15 protein-coding genes and 1 pseudogene are annotated in these 20,772 nt (G+C 34.1%); 14 read left to right on the top strand and 2 right to left on the bottom strand.

The features are described from left to right. Positions 1–664: 664 nt before the first annotated feature. The gene (locus tag MKY66_RS22515; RefSeq protein WP_339806009.1) at positions 665–871 is read right to left on the bottom strand and encodes a hypothetical protein; all 207 of its coding nucleotides are present in this window, start codon (positions 869–871) and stop codon (positions 665–667) included. Continuing rightward, positions 868–1,194: pseudogene (locus tag MKY66_RS22510) on the bottom strand (HTH domain-containing protein); the annotation flags it as partial. The pseudogene MKY66_RS22510 and the gene MKY66_RS22515, both read right to left, overlap by 4 nt. Before the next feature lie 1,653 nt (positions 1,195–2,847). Here MKY66_RS22510 and MKY66_RS22505 point away from each other — a divergent pair. The 14 genes from MKY66_RS22505 to MKY66_RS22440 all read left to right on the top strand — a co-directional run bounded on the left by MKY66_RS22505 (position 2,848) and on the right by MKY66_RS22440 (position 20,768). Then, positions 2,848–3,927 (top strand): glycosyltransferase, encoded by a 1,080-nt coding sequence (locus MKY66_RS22505; protein WP_143760419.1) that lies wholly within the window; start codon positions 2,848–2,850, stop codon positions 3,925–3,927. Positions 3,928–4,891: 964 nt separating this feature from the next. Next, positions 4,892–5,908 (top strand): ATP-binding cassette domain-containing protein, encoded by a 1,017-nt coding sequence (locus MKY66_RS22500; protein ID WP_076217258.1) that lies wholly within the window; start codon positions 4,892–4,894, stop codon positions 5,906–5,908. Continuing rightward, a complete protein-coding gene (locus MKY66_RS22495; RefSeq protein WP_076217257.1) occupies positions 5,905–6,687 on the top strand; it encodes an ABC-2 family transporter protein in 783 nt (260 codons plus the stop codon). Before MKY66_RS22500 ends, MKY66_RS22495 begins: the two co-directional genes overlap by 4 nt. Positions 6,688–6,696: 9 nt before the next feature. Beyond that, positions 6,697–7,479, top strand: coding sequence for an ABC-2 family transporter protein (locus tag MKY66_RS22490; protein WP_076217256.1), 783 nt, complete (start codon positions 6,697–6,699; stop codon positions 7,477–7,479). 17 nt (positions 7,480–7,496) lie between these two features. Next, positions 7,497–10,292: a glycoside hydrolase family 3 protein gene (locus MKY66_RS22485; RefSeq protein ID WP_076217255.1), complete on the top strand. Its 2,796-nt coding sequence runs from the start codon at positions 7,497–7,499 to the stop codon at positions 10,290–10,292. 437 nt (positions 10,293–10,729) lie between these two features. After that, positions 10,730–12,112, top strand: a complete 1,383-nt coding sequence (locus MKY66_RS22480; protein ID WP_339806003.1) for a glycosyltransferase — start codon at positions 10,730–10,732, stop codon at positions 12,110–12,112. A gap of 688 nt (positions 12,113–12,800) precedes the next feature. After that, the gene (locus MKY66_RS22475; RefSeq protein WP_076216323.1) at positions 12,801–13,826 is read left to right on the top strand and encodes a thiamine-phosphate kinase; all 1,026 of its coding nucleotides are present in this window, start codon (positions 12,801–12,803) and stop codon (positions 13,824–13,826) included. Between the two features lie 68 nt (positions 13,827–13,894). Next, complete coding sequence (locus tag MKY66_RS22470) at positions 13,895–14,395, top strand: hypothetical protein (protein WP_076216324.1); 501 nt, start codon at positions 13,895–13,897, stop codon at positions 14,393–14,395. Further along, a complete protein-coding gene (locus MKY66_RS22465) occupies positions 14,392–14,910 on the top strand; it encodes a dCTP deaminase (RefSeq protein ID WP_076216326.1) in 519 nt (172 codons plus the stop codon). Before MKY66_RS22470 ends, MKY66_RS22465 begins: the two co-directional genes overlap by 4 nt. Before the next feature lie 320 nt (positions 14,911–15,230). Continuing rightward, positions 15,231–15,830, top strand: a complete 600-nt coding sequence (locus MKY66_RS22460) for a deoxynucleoside kinase (RefSeq protein ID WP_076216328.1) — start codon at positions 15,231–15,233, stop codon at positions 15,828–15,830. Positions 15,831–15,841: 11 nt separating this feature from the next. Next, positions 15,842–16,804, top strand: a complete 963-nt coding sequence (locus MKY66_RS22455) for a pyruvate kinase (RefSeq protein WP_076216330.1) — start codon at positions 15,842–15,844, stop codon at positions 16,802–16,804. Between the two features lie 195 nt (positions 16,805–16,999). After that, complete coding sequence (locus MKY66_RS22450; RefSeq protein ID WP_076216332.1) at positions 17,000–18,937, top strand: serine hydrolase domain-containing protein; 1,938 nt, start codon at positions 17,000–17,002, stop codon at positions 18,935–18,937. A 267-nt stretch (positions 18,938–19,204) separates the two neighbouring features. Beyond that, the gene (locus MKY66_RS22445) at positions 19,205–19,621 is read left to right on the top strand and encodes a VOC family protein (RefSeq protein ID WP_076216334.1); all 417 of its coding nucleotides are present in this window, start codon (positions 19,205–19,207) and stop codon (positions 19,619–19,621) included. A 37-nt stretch (positions 19,622–19,658) separates the two neighbouring features. After that, entirely contained in the window at positions 19,659–20,768 is a 1,110-nt protein-coding gene (locus MKY66_RS22440) for a nucleotidyltransferase family protein (protein WP_076216336.1), read from the top strand. Positions 20,769–20,772: the final 4 nt, after the last annotated feature.

Genomic DNA, 20,772 nt, shown 5'->3' with positions numbered 1-20,772 from the left:
ACTTGGAGCGACAGCGAAGAATCCTCCGGCGTAAGGGGAGCGGCATGGTCTGAAAGAGGATGCAGTGAACTGGGGAGACCCTCCCCTGCACGGATTTTTTTTTAGGAATCCGTAAAGTGGTACTCTATAAGCCAGAAGGTGAAGTGAGTGACCAGCAGGAAGGGAGTCCGAGGGGCTCATACTACCTGGGAACGCAGGACAACACAACCTGCGGGAGGTAAGGAGCCCTACTTTGTTCACGTTTCACCAAGAGGTACGAGTTCGTGAATGCCAAAATGGCTAACGACACGCTAGAAAACACTCAACAACTCTTATAGGGGAAACTAAGTCATGAGGCCAAAGCAAATATGCTGCATGCCCATGAAAGATGAACATCGGAAAGCCGTATGAGGGAAAACCTCACGTACGGTTTGATGAGGAGGGGCTGGGTTTTGCCCAGCCTTTTACTCTAGTGCCTAGCCAAGCTAGACACAACTAGCCGGTGAAAGTCCGGTCTGGGTAAGCCAAAGTAAAAGATCGACAACTTCAAAACGTACTATATCTGGCGGCCAAGGAGCATCCAAGGTGCCGGTTTCATGCATTATATGAAAAGGTTTACCGAGAAGATGTTCTCTGGGGAGCATGGAAACAGGTTAAGGCGAGTGGGGGTGTCGATGGAGTGACATTAGACACCATCGTTCAGGAGTGTGGTGCCGAGCGCTTTCTGGAGGAACTGGGAAACAAGCTGATAACCGGAACCTATCGCCCCCCAGCCTGCAGGACGGAAAGAGATTCCGAAACCGGATGTGAAGATTCGTCCCTCGGCATCCCCGTCATTGCAGACCGGGTGGTAGATATCGATATTCAAGGATACTTTGACAACATCCCTCATGAAAAGCTGATTCGGGCATAGTTTTCTTCAAGACTTAATTCACGAATCAGAGGACGGCCTGAGGCGTGTTTTCTACCGTCTGTTAATGCAGCAGGTCCTTGTTCTTGAAAAGACGTACGCCATCGATAGGAAGCCTTTCGAATCCGGGTTGCACCCAAAACGTCAATGGGAAAGCCCGCTTCCTGAAAAATCTCACGGGGAAGCGTACCCTGACTGTATTCTTGGATAAATCGTTCTTTGAATGCATCTGTGTACGTAATAGCTTTAGCGCTGACATTTTTCACATAGGGATTTCTTCTTAACTGATCTTGCTCTTGAGTTGTAAAGTGTTTTTTTGACCACCTCTCGTTTTTTTATTCATTGTACACAAAAAGACCCTACAAGATGACCTTTTTTAAAGCGTCTATCTTATAGGGTGCATTTTAGGCGGAGGGTCTCGTTTTTTTATTTACCATTGTGAAAAAAAATCTGTCTACAGACTTGATCCAGATTTTTTACGAGCTGAATTAACATCCAATAAGGAAATAGTGTATTTATCTCAATATTAACTTTTAGTGTTTCGCCTGACGTCTACAATATAAGGGAGAGGAGATGTGAGCCTGTATGAGAAAATATTTACTATAAATGGATGATGTTTGCCTGATTTTATCTACTTGTTCTAATGAAACAGGAAGCAAAGAAACCATTCCCTCCACTGTACCAAACAAGTCATTGTGAGAGAATGATTCATCCCAGCCATTAAAAGAAATGGTTGAGTCAAATGACAATTCTATTGCAAAAGTGGACAACCAAAGTACGGAAATAAACGAAGATGTCACGATCAACATAAAGCACATCGGAAATGTTAATGTCAAAGGTGAACTCGTAAAATCAGTTAAGTCACTTTTTCGGTCTGCAAAAGATAAAGATGTGAAAGCTAGGCAGCAGTTAACGTATGATCTGTTTTAGGGCTAGAATATAAAAAGAGAACAAGATAACTCCAGGGTTAAAGACTTTACTTATGAATACGAACTAAAGTTTATTGTTGACGATGTGACTATAGCCAAGATCTCCATTGAAGGTAACGGCAGTGTATGAACAGGGGCTATATTTTTATCGGAGTTAACAATAAGTGGAAAGGTTATAGACACCAATAAGGTAAGTCTCGTGCCGAAAATTCATTAAATTTTACAATCTCCCTGCTCTATCTAATTTTATATTACGGTCTTTCCAAAAAAATCAAACGACTAGAGGAAAAGGCCTTCTGAACACTCCAAGTATCGTATAGTAGTTCAAGTGAGAGAAGCATTTTTCATTAGTAGAAGTAGTATATTTATTTGTAATATATTGTATGTTATGATGCGTAGGAAAATAGGATTAGAAATATAGAATGAATAAACAAGTACTTGCTAGCTTCATATTGTTTCTATTCCTTCTATCCAGTGCAACAAATGCGTTGGTTCATTTGTAGAGAACAGATTCAAATGAAGGCTACAATTATCATTTGTGGTAGTGCTTCTTCAATTACTTAATTCATCTAGTACTATTCTTGCATATAATGTTGTTTTATTGAACAAAATGGCTTATAATGGGTAATATTGGATGTGAAGTTCCAAGATTGAGAAGTATCTAATAAATAATACAAGTGGAATTAATACATATTAAAAAAGTATGCTTAGGCTTCATTACAGACCTCCGAAATTCCGGCAGGTTATGATGACCTTTACAAAGAGAATATTATTAAGTATTTTAACGATATAAATGAAAGCGCTCTTTGTTCGTATTCATCATTATTTAAGTAATTTACACTGATTTTACTATCAAATAATGAAGAGTTTGCAAGTAAAAGGGTTCTATCTGTTTTGGAATTGTAAGGCTCTTTTTATGGAGGATAAAGGGATGAAGATATTTAATATGTCACATTGTAAAACGTTTTCGTTCCTAGCTTGGTCTGTGCTCTAAGTTTTGCAGTGAAATTAGAAAGGTAAGGTGAATGAGTGAGATTATATTTTTTTGTCGATTATAAACTTGGCGGACGTGGCGGTATGGAAACAGTGATTAATTTGATTGCTACATCACTATTGAAACGTGGGCATGAATTAAAGCTTATATTAACTGAAAAATCTGATGATCCTTATTGGGAAAGGTTTCTACCAGTGGAACATATGTTTAGTGTTGAAACTAAGTTTCAAGATGAGGAAGATAAGTTTTCGACTCAATTGTTAGAATGTGTGAATATTATTAAAAAGGAACCGTTCCCTGATGCTATTGTTACACTTTCTCCTTTCTCAACTAAAATAGCGAGTGAAGCAGTAAAAATTCTAGATATATATTGTAGTGTAGTCACTTGGCTTCATTTCAATCTAACAAATATAAGAAAGTGGGAAATGGTTTCTTACGCTGATGGTCACCTTTGTATTAGCAGTGGTTTACTTAAGGATTTAGAGAAATTCACTCCTCAAATACCAAGTAAATTAATATACAATCCCGTTGTTTTAGGAGATCAATTAATACCTAGATCAAGTTCCGGGAGGATCGAATTACTGTATGTTGGTAGATTGTATAATTATCAGAAGAGAGTAGATTTAATAATCAATGCTTTGTCACAAATCCAAGGGGATTGGCATTTGACAATTATTGGTGAGGGGAAAAATTATCCGGATTTAATTGAATTAGCTGAACAAAAAGAAATAAATGACAAAATTAGTTGGTTAGGTTGGAAGGATGACCCATGGTCATGTATACGAGAAGTAGATGTTTTATTGCTTGCTTCAAACTACGAAGGCTTTGGTCTTGTTTTAGCAGAAGCTCTTTCTAGAGGAATAACGGTTGTTTCAAGTGATTGTCCATCCGGCCCAACAGACATTGTGAGAAATGGTGAAAATGGATGGCTATTTCCGTCAGGAGATGAAGAAGCGCTTGTCGATATTTTGGACGGTATCATCAATAAATCTTTAAAATTACCAGAATCTGAAATTTGCTCACAATCAGTAGAACGTTTTAGTACTGAACAAGTATCCAATAAATTTGAGGAAGAACTTCTAAATATAGTTCAATTAAAATTAGAAAAGCTTTGATTTAACTCGCATTTAAAGTTTACTTACAAGTTTGAAAATGATAGAAAGTCGCTATGTATCTTTAAGTATGCCTGGTTTCTTTGGAAAAAAAACGAACCTCTATTTCGATGCATTTAATTTTCGGTTTCGTTACCAGCACGAGAGTTTGAAGAATTTCTTCATTCGTCAAACTGGCTGTGTTTTTGTCAAACGAAAGAGTGAGTAAACTAGAAATACCAAATAATTGAAAATTTTGACTCTTCGGTAATGAAATTGTTGCCTAGTTTGGATATTAAGTCGAGCTTACGTTAGCAATGGTGTCACACCGGCAAACTTGAAGGATGCCTATACCTAAAGAGAAAAGTATAACTTGGACAAGTATTGCATTCTTTGAGTTGGATTCAGATTATGACCTTATGAAGGTGTATGAATCTGCTCAAAACGTCAAGGCACAAGGATTATACCTAATAATCCTCGAGGACAATAGTAACCGCTTACCAGGAGGGATTTGAATGGAACAACCTACATTTCAATGAGATGTTTAATGATCTATTCGGGATGACGACGATTATCTGAATTTTATATCCATATGCATATGAAGCAAGCGTGCGATAGTTATAGTAACCTGTTTAGTCTTCAAAGTAAATGTCAAAGATGATCTGCGGCTCTATGCACCCCTCATCACGATATATTGAAATAAAGAAAAATACGACAAATGTTCTAGGTGTAAGCTAGAATGAAAAATAAAGTTCTAAGATATGCGAATAACAACGAAAATTAGATACATCAATGTAATTATGTTTTTTCATTTTTAATATTTTTTTGAAAAAAGTTCTCACGACTTTTGCTTTTACCTCTAAAAGCCGTATATTAGCCTCTAATATGATGGCTGGATTTAACCAAAAGGGCTTTATGCATAGTGATTAATAAATTCATTATGTATAACTTGGATTTTATCTATAAAACATGAAGGGGCTAATTAAACATGATTAAAGTTGAAAATTTAAAAAAAATTTATAAACAACCTATAAAAGAAACTGGTTTAAGGGGAAGTATAAAGCATTTTTTTGCACCGAAACATGTTTATAAAAATGCAGTGGATGATATAAATTTTGAAATTCTAGAGGGAGAAAGCGTTGCTTATTTAGGTAAAAATGGTGCAGGAAAATCTACGACTATTAAGATGCTAACAGGTATTTTGCAACCTAGTGAAGGTAAAATCTCCATTAACAACATTGACTTGAAAACACAAAAATTAGAGTACAAGAAACAAATTGGAGTAGTATTTGGTCAAAGGACTCAATTGTGGTGGGATCTACCAATATCTGAGTCGTTTAATTTGATAAGAGATATATATGAGATTGATGACAAAACTTACAAAGAAAATTTGAGAGTGTTTAATGAAATACTTAATTTAGGTGAATTTTCACATCTTTCTGCTAGAAAAATATCTTTAGGTCAAAGAATGAAAGCTGATATAGCAGCAGCTTTATTACATAACCCTAAAATTTTATATCTTGATGAACCGACCATAGGACTAGATATTGTTGCTAAAGAAAAAATACGAGCTTTTTTGAAATTTATCAATAAGGAATATAAAACTACGATCTTACTTACCACACATGATATTGGAGATATAGAAGAGATTTGTGAGAGGCTAATTTTGATTGATTCAGGAAAGGTGTTTTATGACGGAAGAGTAGACTATATATTAGATACCTACGGCCGATTTAGAAAAATTCATGTCAGAACAGAGGATTTTGTTGATATTAGTAAACTGTACAATCAGATTAACGGTTCAAATATAAGTATAGAGGGAACTTCAGATAGAGAATTTTCCATTTCTTTCGATTCTACTAAAATATCAATGAAGGAAGTACTTGATGGAACTATGCGTGTTGTAGACATAATTGATATGCAAACTGAGCAAACAGGAATTGAACATATATTGAAACAAGTTTATGAGGGCACACTTAATCTTGGGAAAGAGGAAGACAATTGAAAAAATATTTGTCAGTTGCGAAATGTACTCTACAAGTAAAGATAGCTTATCCGGTAACTACCTTAATTGATATATTTATTAGTATTATTTCATTAATCTTAATGTTGAATTTGTGGGGAACGATATATGCAGGACAATCGGTAATTGCTGGATATACGTGGAGTGACATGATAACCTATCTGGTTCTAGTTTTTATTATTAATACTGATTCTAACTCTGAATATAGATGCGCTAAAAGAATTATAGACGGTTCGATTGCTATAACACTCATTCGCCCTATGAGTCACAACAAAAACACTATGACTGAGATTGGGACCACCATTGCTTTTACAACTGTTATTAATCTAGTGATTGGTTTTATTATTCTATTATTTCTAGGTAATGGTTACCTCAACTTTAATTTTAATATGTTATTCTTTTTCTTCAGTTTTATCAATGCCCTTCTTATAAAATATTTAGTTGTTTATACATCCTCGTTAATGTCGTTTTGGACTCATAATGTTCAAGGAGTAATGTGGACAAGAATTGCAATAGTTAATTTGTTCTCAGGGGCGCTTGTTCCCCTCGAGTTTTTTCCTCAGTGGCTGAAAAACATTTGTGAAATTTTACCTTTTCAAACAATTATACATACACCGATAAGTATATTCTTAGGAGGAAACGATTATACAACTATGATAAGTCTTATAATGAATCAATTTTTTTGGATATTGTTCTTTTGCATTGCTGTGAAATTTATTTATCATTTTGGAATGAAAAAATTAACTATACATGGAGGTTAGCAAAGGTCAATGAAAAGGAATCTAAAAATTTACTTTATTTTGCTCTATGCTAATCTTAGGGTTTTAGTAAGATTTCGTGCCGATTTCATTTTATTAATTTTAAGTGGAAGCTTAACTCAATCCTTAGGTGTTATTTTTATATTAACCATCTTCAATAGAATTCCTAGTATTGATGGGTGGAATCTTCAAGAGATTCTTCTGATATATTCCATTGTTTATGTAATTGAGGGATTGGTGTCAATTTTCTTTGATGGATTATGGTCTCTCACATCAGTTGTCAACTCTGGTGAGTTTGATAGAATTCTACTGAGGCCAGTCTCTCCTATGATTCAAATAGCAACTCTTGGATTTGGATCTCAAGGAATTGGTAATAGCATAATAGGATTAGTACTTTTGAGTTATTCTATGATTCATTTAGATCTGTTGAGTACTTTGAATATATTGCTGGTTATAGTATTCATAATTCTTGGAGTTATCATTCGTGTATCAATAAATTATTGTGTTGCGACTATCTCTTTTTGGACTAAAAATGGAAATCCTTTGATGATAGCTAACTATAGTCTTTCAGAATTTTCTAAATACCCTATGAGTATATATAGCCTTCCATTGCAAGCTCTTATAGTAGTAGTTCCGTATGCCTTTATAAGCTATGTTCCTACCGTAATATTATTACAAAAAGAAGGATCGTTAATATTTTTATCAATGTATCCTCTGATAATCGCATATAGTGTCTATTGTATGCTTAGATTGTTTGGGATAGCCATTAAGAGATATGAAAGTTCAGGTCACTGAGAGAAGGAGAAAACAAGATGAGTATATTTAATAACCATTTTAAAAACATCGAAGAAAGATTAGACGACCTAATTAAGAGATTAACACTTGAAGAAAAAATATATCTGATGCCAACAAACCAGCGAGGTATTGAGAGACTAGGCATTAACGAATATGTTATAGGTGGAGAAGCAGCTCATGGCTTAGCATGGCTTGGTAAGGCAACTAGTTTCCCGCAACCGATTGGTTTATCTTCTACATGGAACACTAAGTTGATGAACAGAATAGGAGAGACTATTGGGAAAGAAGCCAGGGTTTATTATCAAAAATTAAATAAAAAGAAAGGGCTTACATTGTGGGCGCCAACGGTAGATCTACTAAGGGATCCTCGTTGGGGTAGAACAGAAGAAGGATATGGTGAGGATCCTTTACTTACTTCAATGCTTGCCCGTTCGTTTGTAGAAGGTATGCAGGGAAATCATCAATTTTATAAAAGAGCTTTATCGACTTTAAAGCACTATATGGGGAATAATAATGAAAAGAATAGATTAGTATCCTCATCAAACATTGATAATAGAAATAAATATGAATATTATATCAAGCCTTTCAAGGAAGTCATAAAGAATTATGGAGCTTTTTCAATAATGCCTGCCTATAACAGTGTAAATGGATTGCCTTGTATAATAGATCCGGAAATGAAGGATATTATAAAGCAATCTTGGGGACTAGAAGGGTATATTGTGAGTGATGCAGGTGATATGAAAATGCTAGTTGATTCACATAAATATTGTTCTTCATATGCAGAAGCTGTATCACTAGTTATTAAAAGTGGAGTAGATAGTATTAATGATGAAGCTGAATTAGTAGTAACTTCAATTAAAGAAGCATTACAACTAAACTTACTTGAGGAATCAGATCTTGATAGAGCGATAAAAAATGTATTTAGAGGAAGAATTCAGTTAGGTGAATTTGATCCAGATCACTTAAATCCATATTCCAGTATTCCAGAAGAATATCTTTGTTGTGAAGAAAACAATTTATTATCATTAGAAGCAGCTAGAGAGTCCATTGTTTTGCTAAAAAACACCATTAACTCCCTTCCGCTCAATACAAATCTGCTTAAAAGTGTAGCAGTGGTAGGACCATTGTCCAATGTTTTATATAGAGATTGGTATAGCGGTGATTTTTCTTATAAAGTAACCCCATTGCAAGGAATAATTAATAGAGCTGGCTCAGCAATCGATGTGAATTTTCATAATGGAAATGATTATATAGCAATAAAATCAAAGAAAACTGGAAAGTACTTGTCCGTAAACCAAACCACAGGTGAGATAACGGTAAGTGGTGAACAAATTACCGACAATGAAATTTTCGAATATTGTGACTGGGGATGGAATAAGAAGACAATTAAATCTGTGCTGAATGATAAATATGTTACCTTCCAAAAGGAAATATCGGCTACTGCAGAAGAGGCATTTGGATGGTTTGTCAGAGAAGTATTTAGTACTATTGATTTACAAAATGGTGTCAGCATAAAAACCTGGAATAACAAATCTCTATCCGTTATAGACGATAAGGTTAAATGTAAAGAATCACATGAGGAAAGTAATGATTTGAATGAAGTTTTTGAATTAGAGGTAATTGTTAATGGCGAAAATGAAGCGATGAGAGTAGCCAATCAATCAGATACTGTAATTGTGATTGTTGGTAATAACCCTCTGATAAATGGCAAGGAAGATGAAGATCGCCCTGGATTAGAACTTCCAGAATCTCAACTAAACCTAATAAAAAATATGTATAATATTAATAAAAATGTTGTTGTTTGTATAGTTGGGAGCTACCCATTTACTATTACTGAAGTTGATAACTTAGTGCCGTCAATTTTATATACTTCGCATGGTAGCCAAGAACTTGGAAATGCACTAGCAGAGGTGCTCTTTGGAGATTATAGTCCTGCTGGTAGGCTATCGATGACTTGGTATCGTAATCTTGAAGGTCTAACTGATATATTCGATTACGATATAATAAATGGAGGACGAACATACCTCTATTACAAGAACCAAGTATTATATCCATTTGGGCATGGATTAACGTACACTAAATTTACGTATTCCGATCTAACAGTAAAAAATACTGATGATGTAAATGTGGTCGTCTGTTTCGATATTACCAATACTGGTCTTAAAGTAAGTGATGAAGTGGTTCAGGTATATGTACGTTGCAATTCTAACAAGTTGAAAAGACCATTGAAAGAGTTAATGGCATTTGAGAAAGTTAATCTTAATCCAAGTGAAAATAGGAAGATCGAATTCTCCATCCCGATTTCTAAACTTGCGTATTGGAATGTTAGAGAACAGAGATATAGCGTTGAAGAAGCAGTGTACACATTTTCGATAGGATCTTCTTCAGAGGATATTCGTTTAGAGCAAGATATAAAGATCATGGGCAACGATAAACCGTCCAGATCTTTGAAAACTAAAACAAAAGCTGAAAACTATGACTACGCTTTCAATGTATTGTTATCCAAGTCTAGTAGCGGAGAGCAAGTAGTCTATACTGAAAGTGAACAATCTTGGTTATTATTTAATGATGTGACGTTAGATGAGGGTACCTCTTTGGAATTGTACGTAAACTCATATCTTAAAGATCTAGCAATAGAAGTTAGAGAAGGAGGAGTTCAAGGAGCGTTATTAGATAGGAAGGAAGTTATAAAAATTGGAGAATGGCATAGTGTTAATTTGGATATAAGTTGCTTAATCAAAGATAGAAAGTCTACTAATCTATGTATCAAATTTAGTAAAGGTGTATACATTGATTGGATAAAGATGAATTAAGTAAACTCCAAAACCTATTAAATAGAAATGGGGATATATGGGGCTTTTTAAGAGAGCGTCTGAAATTGATGTTATTTGGTTTATACATGAAATTAATAATTTTTATTGCTGAGAGGGTTATCTAAGCAAGTTTTCTTCCTCTTATGCTGAGGATAACTTTTTCTTCGGAGAAGGTCACCTTGTCTGTCTGATAAACCTGAACCTGATATACACCTGAGGAGCTCTCTTTTGTTGTTCTATAAAGTTTCATTTCGTCCTATAACAACGAGTTATAGTGATAAAAGGCATCCGTTTTAAATACATCAGTGATTTGCTTGTAAAGACATAGAGTTGAGGGTTTATACATGACTGAGAAACCTCATCAACGAGTACATCATTAGCAAATGAAGCCATTCGTTTTAGGATATATGGCGAATATTCGACTAGGAGGAAAAAAGTTGTTTTTATCTATAATTATACCTACTTACAATAGATCAAGTTTATTAGAGAAATCGTTAAAATATATAACTGAACAAATTATAAATGTAGACGTAAGTTTTGAAGTAATTATTGTGGATGATGGTTCATCTGATAACACAAAAGATGTTTTTGAAAAGTATAAAAAAAAGGTTTCACATATTAAATATATTTTTCGGGAGAGAGATGATCTTTCTGGTAGAGCAAGAGCTAGAAACGCAGGGATAGAAGCTAGTCAGGGGTTGTGGATTACATTTTTAGATTGTGGAGTATTAATTCCAAACGATTTTGTTGAAAATATTTACTCTATAACTAAAGAAAGAGGTGAAAAACTGGTCGTTTATCATTCTGTACTAGGTATGTATGTTGAGCCTGAGAAAGACGATGTTTCAGTTATAGACTGTGTTTCACCTACAAATTTCAAAAAAGTTACAGAAGACCTGTCAGGCATCCCTGAATGGATAGATCGAAGAGTTGGACTTTTTGAAATGACTAATAATGAATTAAGCAATTTATCTGCTCCTTGGTCAATCGGTTGGACTGCAGCATTAACTACTTCTAATTATCTATTAAAGAAAATAGGCGGATTCGATGATGCTTTTCTAGGTTGGGGAGCAGAAGATACAGATATGTGTTACCGACTATTCAAAGAGGGGGCTTTATTTATTGCAGATCAGGCATCTACTTGTTTGCATATTCCTCATCTTAGTTCATCAGAGAGTTCAAATGAAAAAACGCTTAGTAATGCAAGGAATGAATTAATGTTGCATCGTAAACAGTATTCTTTTGATACAGAATTGTATTTATATTACCCTGGCCCTTATTATAGTCAGGCTCTGAGTAAATATAATAATTTAGTTTTACAGCATATAATTCCGCGTTATAAAACAAAATTATTTGAGTGTATAAATCAAGTAATTAGCAATTCTTCGAGGGTTGCTACAATTGGAATTGATAACTTTGCATTTATTAATCAATTAAATACTGTAACTGACATATTTGTTCAAAATAAGAATACTTTCAATTATTTAGGGGTTCGTTTTCCGGATAAAAATATAGTGTATCTACTTGGTGTTAATACTCCATTTTTAGATGAATACTTTGATGCGATTATAGTTAGTGATTATTTCAGAATATTTAGCGAGAAAATCTTAAAAGATTTCATTCAGGAATTGCTTAGAATATCAAAAAGATTATTTTTTATATATACTGAAGCCTTTAGTTCAGTATTGAAAAAAGTGGAAAATGCAAATTGGTTAGAATATGAAGATTTAATTATTATAACTCAGGAAAGTAATATTAATGTTGTTGAAATAGAAAAAAACAATAAAAGTAAGATTTTTGAGATCATCAATAATATTTGAAAACTTAACAATTATGAAAGTTTATTCATTATTTGAGATACTTCATTTAGTTTAAAAGTCTTTTCGATATTTATGCATCATTGATTACTAATTTCATGATTAGTGCCAATGGAAATGTATATTGGTGATATGTATTTAGTTTTTTAAATGTAAATTTTTAAATAATTTACAAAGTTGTTTTTATCTGTTAAAATAGGTATAATAATTCATGTGATGCCGAATAAATAAGAGTTTTCGTTCAAGGATCACCGAGCTAATTTTTGCGAAGCTGTGGAGCGAATAGTTGGAACAAAACCCAGAATCGTAAAGATTCGTAAACTTTGTTTCAGAAGCTAGCATCTGCATCGAATGTGGAACATGGTATAAAAGGAAAACCGAAATTCCGAAAACATGGCAAAAGAGTATCCCTTTTTTACGCTGAACACAGAATATATTTTATATACGCAAAACATAGCTAACGAGTGAATAACCGTAAGTTATCCAAAAGGAAGAGTTGCTCGCCGTAGATCAGTTTAAGGAAAGCAATAATATTACATCACGTCCCTCCCAAATAAACATTTGCTGAAATTTTTCTGTACTACATAATCTATTTCAATTTATGCAAACGATATCATGGACACTCGAAATTGCGTTGGTGTTTCAGGCTTCCGTATTTGGATGCGAACTTTATTAAGGAAGGGAATTTTGTATGAGCGAATTGATGTTGAAAGAGTACGGAGAAAAGCGGTTAATTGAAGAGATCATAATTCCTATGATAAACCCTATGAAGGCGAATGCGTTAGCCGGAGATGATTGCGCTGTGATTCCTATCGGAGAAAGTGACTGCGTTACAATGTCAACTGATCGTGTACCGGCTGATCTTTTAAGCTATGAGTTGGGACTAATTAATGATTATGAATTGGGATATTATTTAGCGTCGTTAAACATCAGTGACATTTATGCCAGCGGATCGCAACCTTATGGAATTCTGCTAAACTTAGCTTTTAACAAAGATATGAAAGTAAGTCAATTTACTCAAATCATGGAGGGTGCAAAGAAAGCCTGCGAAGATAATAATTGTTTAATTTTGGGTGGAGACTTGAGTGATAGTGTAGAAATGAATTTGGCAGCAACTTCGATCGGAAAAGGCAAAATCCCTAATTTGATCTATCGTTCTGGAAGTCAAGATAACGATTATGTTTTTGCTACAAAGCATATTGGAATAACTCCGACTTCATTTAAGTATTTTACAAAAACCAAAGGAGAAGGATTTATGTTTAACGAAACTGAGGAGGAAATCTTAAAATCGGTATTCAAATACCCCCTACTCAGTTGTGAGTTGTCACGAATGTTGTCTGAAATGAAACCGAAATATTCAATAACTTGTATGGACAATACCGATGGCGTTTATCAATCTTTACATGAGATTGCGAAAATAAACGATATGCAGATTACATTGGATTTCGATAAATTACAGATTCATCCACTGAGTTGGAAAATTGCTGAGCATGAAACATTGGGGATTCTCGATCTAGTTTTTAATGCTGGAGCAGATTTTCAGTTAATTGGAACGCTTGATAAGAATATTGAAAAAAACGATCTAATTAAACTTGAAGAGGCGGGATTATACATAATAGGAAGAATACAAAAAGGCAATAATACAGGGGCTGTTTTCTGCAATAGAGATAGTCAAAAATACGAAATTAAAGCCTCAGGCTGGAATTATTATATTTGATTTGATATTTAAAACAAAGCGATAGTGACTTAGCGTTTAAATTACTATTGCTGGAAGGGAGGGCAAGTATGATATTGACAGGCAGCGAAATTAGGAAAATGATAAAAAAAAATAAAATAGATATTATCCCATTCAACGAAAAACACTTGAACCCCAATAGTTATAATTATCGACTCGGTGATTTTTATCGCGAAGTAACGGTGAACGAAGAGGGGGAAACCATAACTTCTGAAATCAAACATATAAAAGAAGATGGGATAGTGCTTATGCCTAACCGCTTGTATCTAGCAACTACCAATGAAATTATTGGCAGTAGCCATTATGTGACATCGCTCATAGGACGATCTTCTTTAGGAAGATTGGGTTTGTTTTTACAATGTTCAGCAGATTTAGGGAACTTAGGAGAATCACATAAATGGACTCTGGAGTTGAAATGTGTACAACCAATCAAAATTTATCCATCGATGATTATTGGACAAGTAAGTTTTTGGGAACCCCAGGGTGATATAAGTTTATATCAAGGGAGTTATACTCATTTTAACACTCCTGAAGGGAGATTAGAGGCATGATATTAACTGGATGTGAAATTGAAAAAGAAGTGATAAACGAGAATATACATATTACTCCATTTAATAAGCGACAGATTAATCCCAACAGTTATGATTTCTCGTTAGGAAGCAGTTTAAAGGTATATAAGAACGATATACTGGATCCGAAGGTGAAACAGGAAACAGAAGATATCGAAATACCTAAAGAGGGATTGGTCTTACAATCGAACCGCATTTACTTAGGTTTTACAAATGAAATTATGGGGAGTAATAAATATGTGCCGATAATACGTGCTAAGTCTTCAATAGCTAGATTGGGACTGTTTGTTCATATTACAGCGGACTTAATTGATATCGGATCCATCAATCAATGGACATTACAGTTACATGCAGTTCAATCTGTAAAAGTATTTCCTAATATGTTGATAGGACAGGTCACCTTTTGGGTGCCAAAAGGTGAGATTGTGTTATACGATGGCAAATATCAAGGGAGTAAAGGAGCTAAGGCATCCCAGATATATAAAGACTTTGTTTAAGGAAGCTTTAGATTAGAGATAGGCTGATATAGGGAACCAAAGGGGACTTCTTAGTCCCCTTTGGTTGTGTTATGCTTTTCGTCATCTTTAACAAGGCTCATTCCTTATTTGGTATCACTTATTAAGTGAAACATCAATGTGGTAATTCCCTTTTTGACATTTTTTATAGTAATATTGATGTAATTTCAAGCGGAGACATGGAAAACAATTTGAAAAAAACACATTCATGAAACAAGAGCGGATTTGATGCTATGTTTCTAAAGCCTCGGTATTTCTCTGCGTTTTCGAGAGGTATACAAAATAGAAATGGAGGAAATTTTATGGGTAAACATATTAGCATTTGTGGTATGGGAGGTGCAGGAAAAACGACCTTTGCTAGAGGCCTAAATGCTTTCATGCAGAAAGAATTGAGCAATGTTATCTATTATCATGGATTTGCTCCTAGCGAGAATATTGATTCTTTACGTAAAGTGACAAATGATGCATTGTATAAGTATTTCAACGACGAGTTGATTTCTTTAGCCTATTTACTGGACTTAAGAAGTGTTTATGAAAAAATTCAATGTGATTTGGAAAATGGCGGAACTGTTCTTACGGAAAGATTCTGGTTATGTTCTAAGGTCTTTTCATCTGTTTTGGGTGTAAACCAGTTTTTTATTGATGCATTTATTAAAACGCTTAAAACTCCAGATCTTGTAATTTTATTAGACATTGATCCCGAAGTAGCCTACAAACGTTTGTTACAAAAATCTAAGCCGATGGAGAACAATGATGGCTTAGAGAACCTTATTAAAGCCAGAAAAATGTATTTAGAAGCATGTGCAAGTTTTGAAAATGTTATTGTCGTTGATAACACAGAGCCATTGTCCGAAGAAAGCTACATGAAACTGTATAGAAAAATACTTAATTTTGCACTTTAAGGAGTGATTGTATGGATATAATAGCCACAATTGGGCGGATACATGTTGGTAATGCTTTGGATGCACAAATTGAAGAGCTATTACGTCAGGGTATAAATAGTTTGCGCTTTAATTTAGCCAAATACGACGATTTAAATGAACTACATGAACGAGCTATCGAAATAGCTAAATTAAAGCAAAAACATTCCATTAGAATTATGCTAGACTTCCCATTTCCATATAAGAAACCACGTTTGTATCTAAATAACGAGGCTGGTGTTTATACTGTAAAGCCAGAAGACTTGTTTAAAATATCAATAAATTCGTCAAATACTATTTTCGTCGATGATTCTCGTGTTTTAGAATTAAGCATTGGAGAAACCATATATTACTCTGATGGTGAAGGTGTTTGGGTGGTAGAAGAAGTACATACAGATCATATTGTTGTGAGAGCTAAAAATTCATGCATAATTTATACTGGAAAATCTATCTCCATTGGAAAATTAATGAAAAGCCAATTGCTGAATACATACAGAGAAATTACTGAGGTAGTTAATCCTGATAGCATTGCTTTGTCGTTTGTGATGAATTCTACCGATGTGCTCGAGTTTCTGGGTAACAAGACACCTGATTTCGAAATCATAAGTAAAATTGAGACTCAAAATTCTGTTTTAAACATTGACGACATTGCATGCCATTCAAACATCATGATAGGAAGAGGAGATCTTAGGCTTTACGCTGATTATAATAATCTTTACCAGTTTCAAGAACAAATTGCTAAGAGTACAAGAAATCTAAACAAAAAATTGTATTTCGCTACTGGAATTCTGCAATCATTAGCAAAAAACGTGATTCCTAACCCTGCAGAAATTATAGATGTGACAAAAATGCTTGAGTATAATCCGGATGGTATCATTTTAAATACTGAAGTAGTGATTGGAAGAGTGGATATTGCCGTTTCTATAATTAACAAAATATTGGCTCAAAAGCAATGAAAAAGGAACGCTTAGAAAAAGTTCCTTTTTAAATCTATAGTAAAAGCTGAATATATTACTATTTGAAGTATTTAACATGTTTTCGAATCACTTTGTTAGATTTTCTGGTGTTTTGCATCTGATTTTTTATGGCTTAACGCAACCTAAGAGTAAACTTAACTGGTGATATATTTATATAAAAGCATGGAGGTAAACATGAGTTTAGTTGGGACTAGAGTGGATTTAGCGGGGAAAATGAAAGAATTATTGGATGCTAAAGTAAATAAAAATGCAACAGCAATAAGTGCCGCATTTATTAAAGATGGTGAACTCATAGCTGCTTTAGCATATGGGACGCAGGACGGAAATCCAGATAACCCTGCGACAGTACACGATTTATATAATGTAGGTTCTATATCGAAAATCTACTGCGCCATCGCGGTTATGAAGCTCGTTGAAATGGGGAAAGTGAACCTCGATGTGTCAGTAACGGAGTATTTACCCCGTTTTAGGATGCAGGACAAAAGATACAAGCAAATTACACTGCGAACTTGCCTTAATCACAGCTCAGGATTGCCTGGGGCAAATTTAAAATATTCATTCAGTACAAAATGGCTTACTGAAGATATATATGAAGAGTTCTACGATTATTTTTCCAAATCAAAACTAAAAGATACTCCGGGGAATAACTCCGTTTACTGCAACGACGGCTACATATTGGCGGAAATGGTTGTAGCGGAAGTATCAGGCATAAGTTTCATACAATTTGTACAAGACCATATAGCAAAACCTGTAGGTGCACTATCAACTTTTTCAGGAGGAAATATTCCGGAAAATCGTGTGCGAGTTAAGGAAAAAGAGAAAAAAGAAGAATACATTATGTGTACAGGATCAGGTGGAATAATAACAAATATTATTGATTGTGCAAAGATAGGATATTTATTTATCGATCCGAAAGAAGTTTTCAAACCTGAAAGCCTACATGAAACATGTCTTTCACAAGGGAAATCTGTAATCACCGGGATAGCAGAAAACTTCGGATTGGGTTGGGATTCAGTAAACTTTTCACTTGAACCCTACGATTTCGGTGAAAATGTGCTTGTGAAAAGCGGTGCTACAAATATGTTCCGTACTTTTCTCCTTGTTAGCCAAAAGTATAAACTTGCAGCCGCGATTTCAGTGACAAACGACAATAGAATCGTTGTCTATGATATATTAAGCGAACTTTGCAGCTTGTTATTAGATGAATATAATATCAACACACGGAAAAAGAAAAAAGAAAAAGAGTTCGATATTGAAAAAAAGCCTATACCTGTTGAATATGCAGAAAGATTTTCAGGTGTATATTACAATAATACTCATAGTTTCCGCGCCATTTTTGATAACGATAGTCTTAAAATTCAATTCAGGAAACAAGATGTCTGGGAAGATTGGGTCACTGAGTTATTTTATGATGGACAACGATTTGTTTCCAATACGAAACCATTTATATTTACTTTTGAAAACCATGAAAAAAATTCTTATTTGATAAATACAGTACCATTTTGGGGAAAGAATCCGATGGCACAAAAGTGCACGTCTTTTCCTTCGCTTACAGGAAAATGGAAGAGTCGTGTTGGTAAAAAATATATCGTATGTGATGCGCACCCAGCCGATACGGTGCTGACGCCCAGTGGATTTTCTTTAACAATTAAAGAATTTGAAAATGAAGAAGGAGTGTTGTTTTTTGCATATACTGGGCCATTTGGCACGGACACTTTGCCTGTGACTCCTTCTGGAGAATGGGAAACCGAAATGATATTAAACGCACCACTCCAAGGAGCACGGAAAGGATTCGCTCCTTATATTTATGAGAAGGGAGGTGTCGAATACTTATATGCCTTTGGTTATAACTTAATTGACTCGGTTTATATAAAACCACTTCAATCTGGACGTGTTATTTCAATAAAAGGTAGACAAAATAAGATTTTCAGTATGAAAGCTGGAAATAAACTTCATATCGATAAACCTGCTGATGTACGTATTATCATTCTCAATTCTGAATTAGAACAGAAATTTGATAGCGAGTCTGGTCTAGATATCACTGAAACGTGCGATGGTTTTATTTTGTTTATCAACGAAGGCACGATGAATTTTTCTGTTGAGATTAGTTAGAAGCTGTATCACTCATTTGACACTTGTTAAACTAGTGCTAAATGTGAGAAAAACGATACATATTTTCAGCAGAAACCGTTGTGATTTTGAAGTTAATTGATAGAAGCGCCTAGAGACCTTATAACCCATGAGTTTCATGAATAACTACACATTTTATGAAGGCTTAACTATTATCGAAATACAATTAAAGGTTGCTTTTTTGAATTCGTTCTTTTCAGTAACTATACATTTGCGTAGATACAATATTATTGAAAGCAAGGTGAATACATGCTTTTGCATGCTGATTTTTTTGTGAGCTCTATAAATGATTCACTAAAATTCTACGTTGATGCTTTGGGTTTTGAATTAGTGGATGAATTTGAAGTGAATGGAGATTTAGTGCGATTTATTTCTGCTGGGATATACTCAAAATGCAGAGTTGTATTGTTGAGAATTGGAGTTAGAAGTGCAATGATCGAGTTGATTGAATTTGTGGATAAAAAAACAGATGATGTAATAAAGTCTAGGGGATCTATAACAATATTAGTGCCTTCTTTAGATGAGAAAATATCTGTTTTACGAAACAAAGGTATTAGTCCAGTTTCTGATGTTTTTAATGTAGATAGTAATAAGTTTGGGAGAAGTAAAGTTTTATTTTATAGTGATTTTGATGGGAACAAAATAGAATTCTTAGAAAAGGTTTAATGAAATAAACAAGACTATAAGTGGAGGGAAAAATAATATGCAAACGAAACTTGAATGGACCCCTGAACAAGAGTTGCTTATATTGACTAGCAGACTTACTTTTTCTGAAAATCAAAAAGAACAATTAACTACCTTGCTTAGTGAAAACAGAATTAATTGGTTTGAGTTTTACAAATTAACATTGTACCACAAAACTACGACATTATGCTGGAAAAATATCAAGACATATTGTCCTGATGTATCCATCCCAAAATATTTAAGAGAAGTAATAACCAGCGCAAGTATCTCAATAGCTGAAAGAAATAAAAATTATCAATTGAAAATAAAGGAAGCCTTAGATGAATTTAAGAAACATGATCTTACTTGTATTCCCGTAAAGGGATCTTACTTAATACCAAATATGTATAAAGATTATGGTATTAGATATAGTGGAGATGCTGACTTTCTAGTTAAGTATTCAGATATAGCGAAACTAGGAGATGCAATGGAATCCCTTGGTTTTATCAAGAGCAACGGCATATACAATGAAATAGATAATACAATAACTCCAATTTCTCGAGCAGAGGAAATTATGTGGAAGAGATCAATGAGTAACTTACCACCTTATCTAAAATTAAATGATAATCGGTTTACCCCATTTTATTTATTTGACTTTAGATTTGCATTAGATGATACATTGAACCATGACCCAATTAATGAAATAATTGACAACTACATAAGGACAGGACATGTTAATCCATCCCATGTCCTTACTCATCTTTGCACCCATTTTTATGGCGAAGCTACGTACACATTAACTATATTTTTTGGAAAAGATATGAGTTTAATAAAACTTTGTGACATAAGAGAATATATCATTCAATGTATGGATAATGTATCACTTGAATCGTGTGTTTCGTTTGCCAAAAAGAACAATCTAGAAAAACAAATATATTACACAATGTTCTATTTAAAATTAGTATATAACGATGGATATGAAGATGAAATCATGGAAAAATTAGGAGTAGTGGATCAAGACTTTATGAGAGAATTTGGAGAGAATCAACTCGGTGAGAAACAGAAATTTAAAAAAGGATTCTATGAAAGGATTTTTTCGTGTGACAATAGCGATGAAATGTTAGAAGGACCAAGATTTCTAGAAATCTAACAAG

It is taken from the genome of Paenibacillus sp. FSL R5-0766, from assembly GCF_037971845.1.
Taxonomy (GTDB): domain Bacteria; phylum Bacillota; class Bacilli; order Paenibacillales; family Paenibacillaceae; genus Paenibacillus.
The sequence above is the reverse complement of the archived record's forward strand: the minus strand, read 5'-3'. Positions and strand labels throughout refer to the sequence as shown.

Excerpts from the sequence above, each read along its gene's own strand:
- MKY66_RS22515 (WP_339806009.1), bottom strand. The coding sequence starts at position 871 with ATGAGGGATGTTGTCAAAGTATCCTTGAATATCGATATCTACCACCCG.
- MKY66_RS22500 (WP_076217258.1), top strand. The coding sequence starts at position 4,892 with ATGATTAAAGTTGAAAATTTAAAAAAAATTTATAAACAACCTATAAAA.
- MKY66_RS22490 (WP_076217256.1), top strand. The coding sequence starts at position 6,697 with ATGAAAAGGAATCTAAAAATTTACTTTATTTTGCTCTATGCTAATCTT.
- MKY66_RS22485 (WP_076217255.1), top strand. The coding sequence starts at position 7,497 with ATGAGTATATTTAATAACCATTTTAAAAACATCGAAGAAAGATTAGAC.
- MKY66_RS22475 (WP_076216323.1), top strand. The coding sequence starts at position 12,801 with ATGAGCGAATTGATGTTGAAAGAGTACGGAGAAAAGCGGTTAATTGAA.
- MKY66_RS22470 (WP_076216324.1), top strand. The coding sequence starts at position 13,895 with ATGATATTGACAGGCAGCGAAATTAGGAAAATGATAAAAAAAAATAAA.
- MKY66_RS22465 (WP_076216326.1), top strand. The coding sequence starts at position 14,392 with ATGATATTAACTGGATGTGAAATTGAAAAAGAAGTGATAAACGAGAAT.
- MKY66_RS22460 (WP_076216328.1), top strand. The coding sequence starts at position 15,231 with ATGGGTAAACATATTAGCATTTGTGGTATGGGAGGTGCAGGAAAAACG.
- MKY66_RS22455 (WP_076216330.1), top strand. The coding sequence starts at position 15,842 with ATGGATATAATAGCCACAATTGGGCGGATACATGTTGGTAATGCTTTG.
- MKY66_RS22450 (WP_076216332.1), top strand. The coding sequence starts at position 17,000 with ATGAGTTTAGTTGGGACTAGAGTGGATTTAGCGGGGAAAATGAAAGAA.
- MKY66_RS22445 (WP_076216334.1), top strand. The coding sequence starts at position 19,205 with ATGCTTTTGCATGCTGATTTTTTTGTGAGCTCTATAAATGATTCACTA.
- MKY66_RS22440 (WP_076216336.1), top strand. The coding sequence starts at position 19,659 with ATGCAAACGAAACTTGAATGGACCCCTGAACAAGAGTTGCTTATATTG.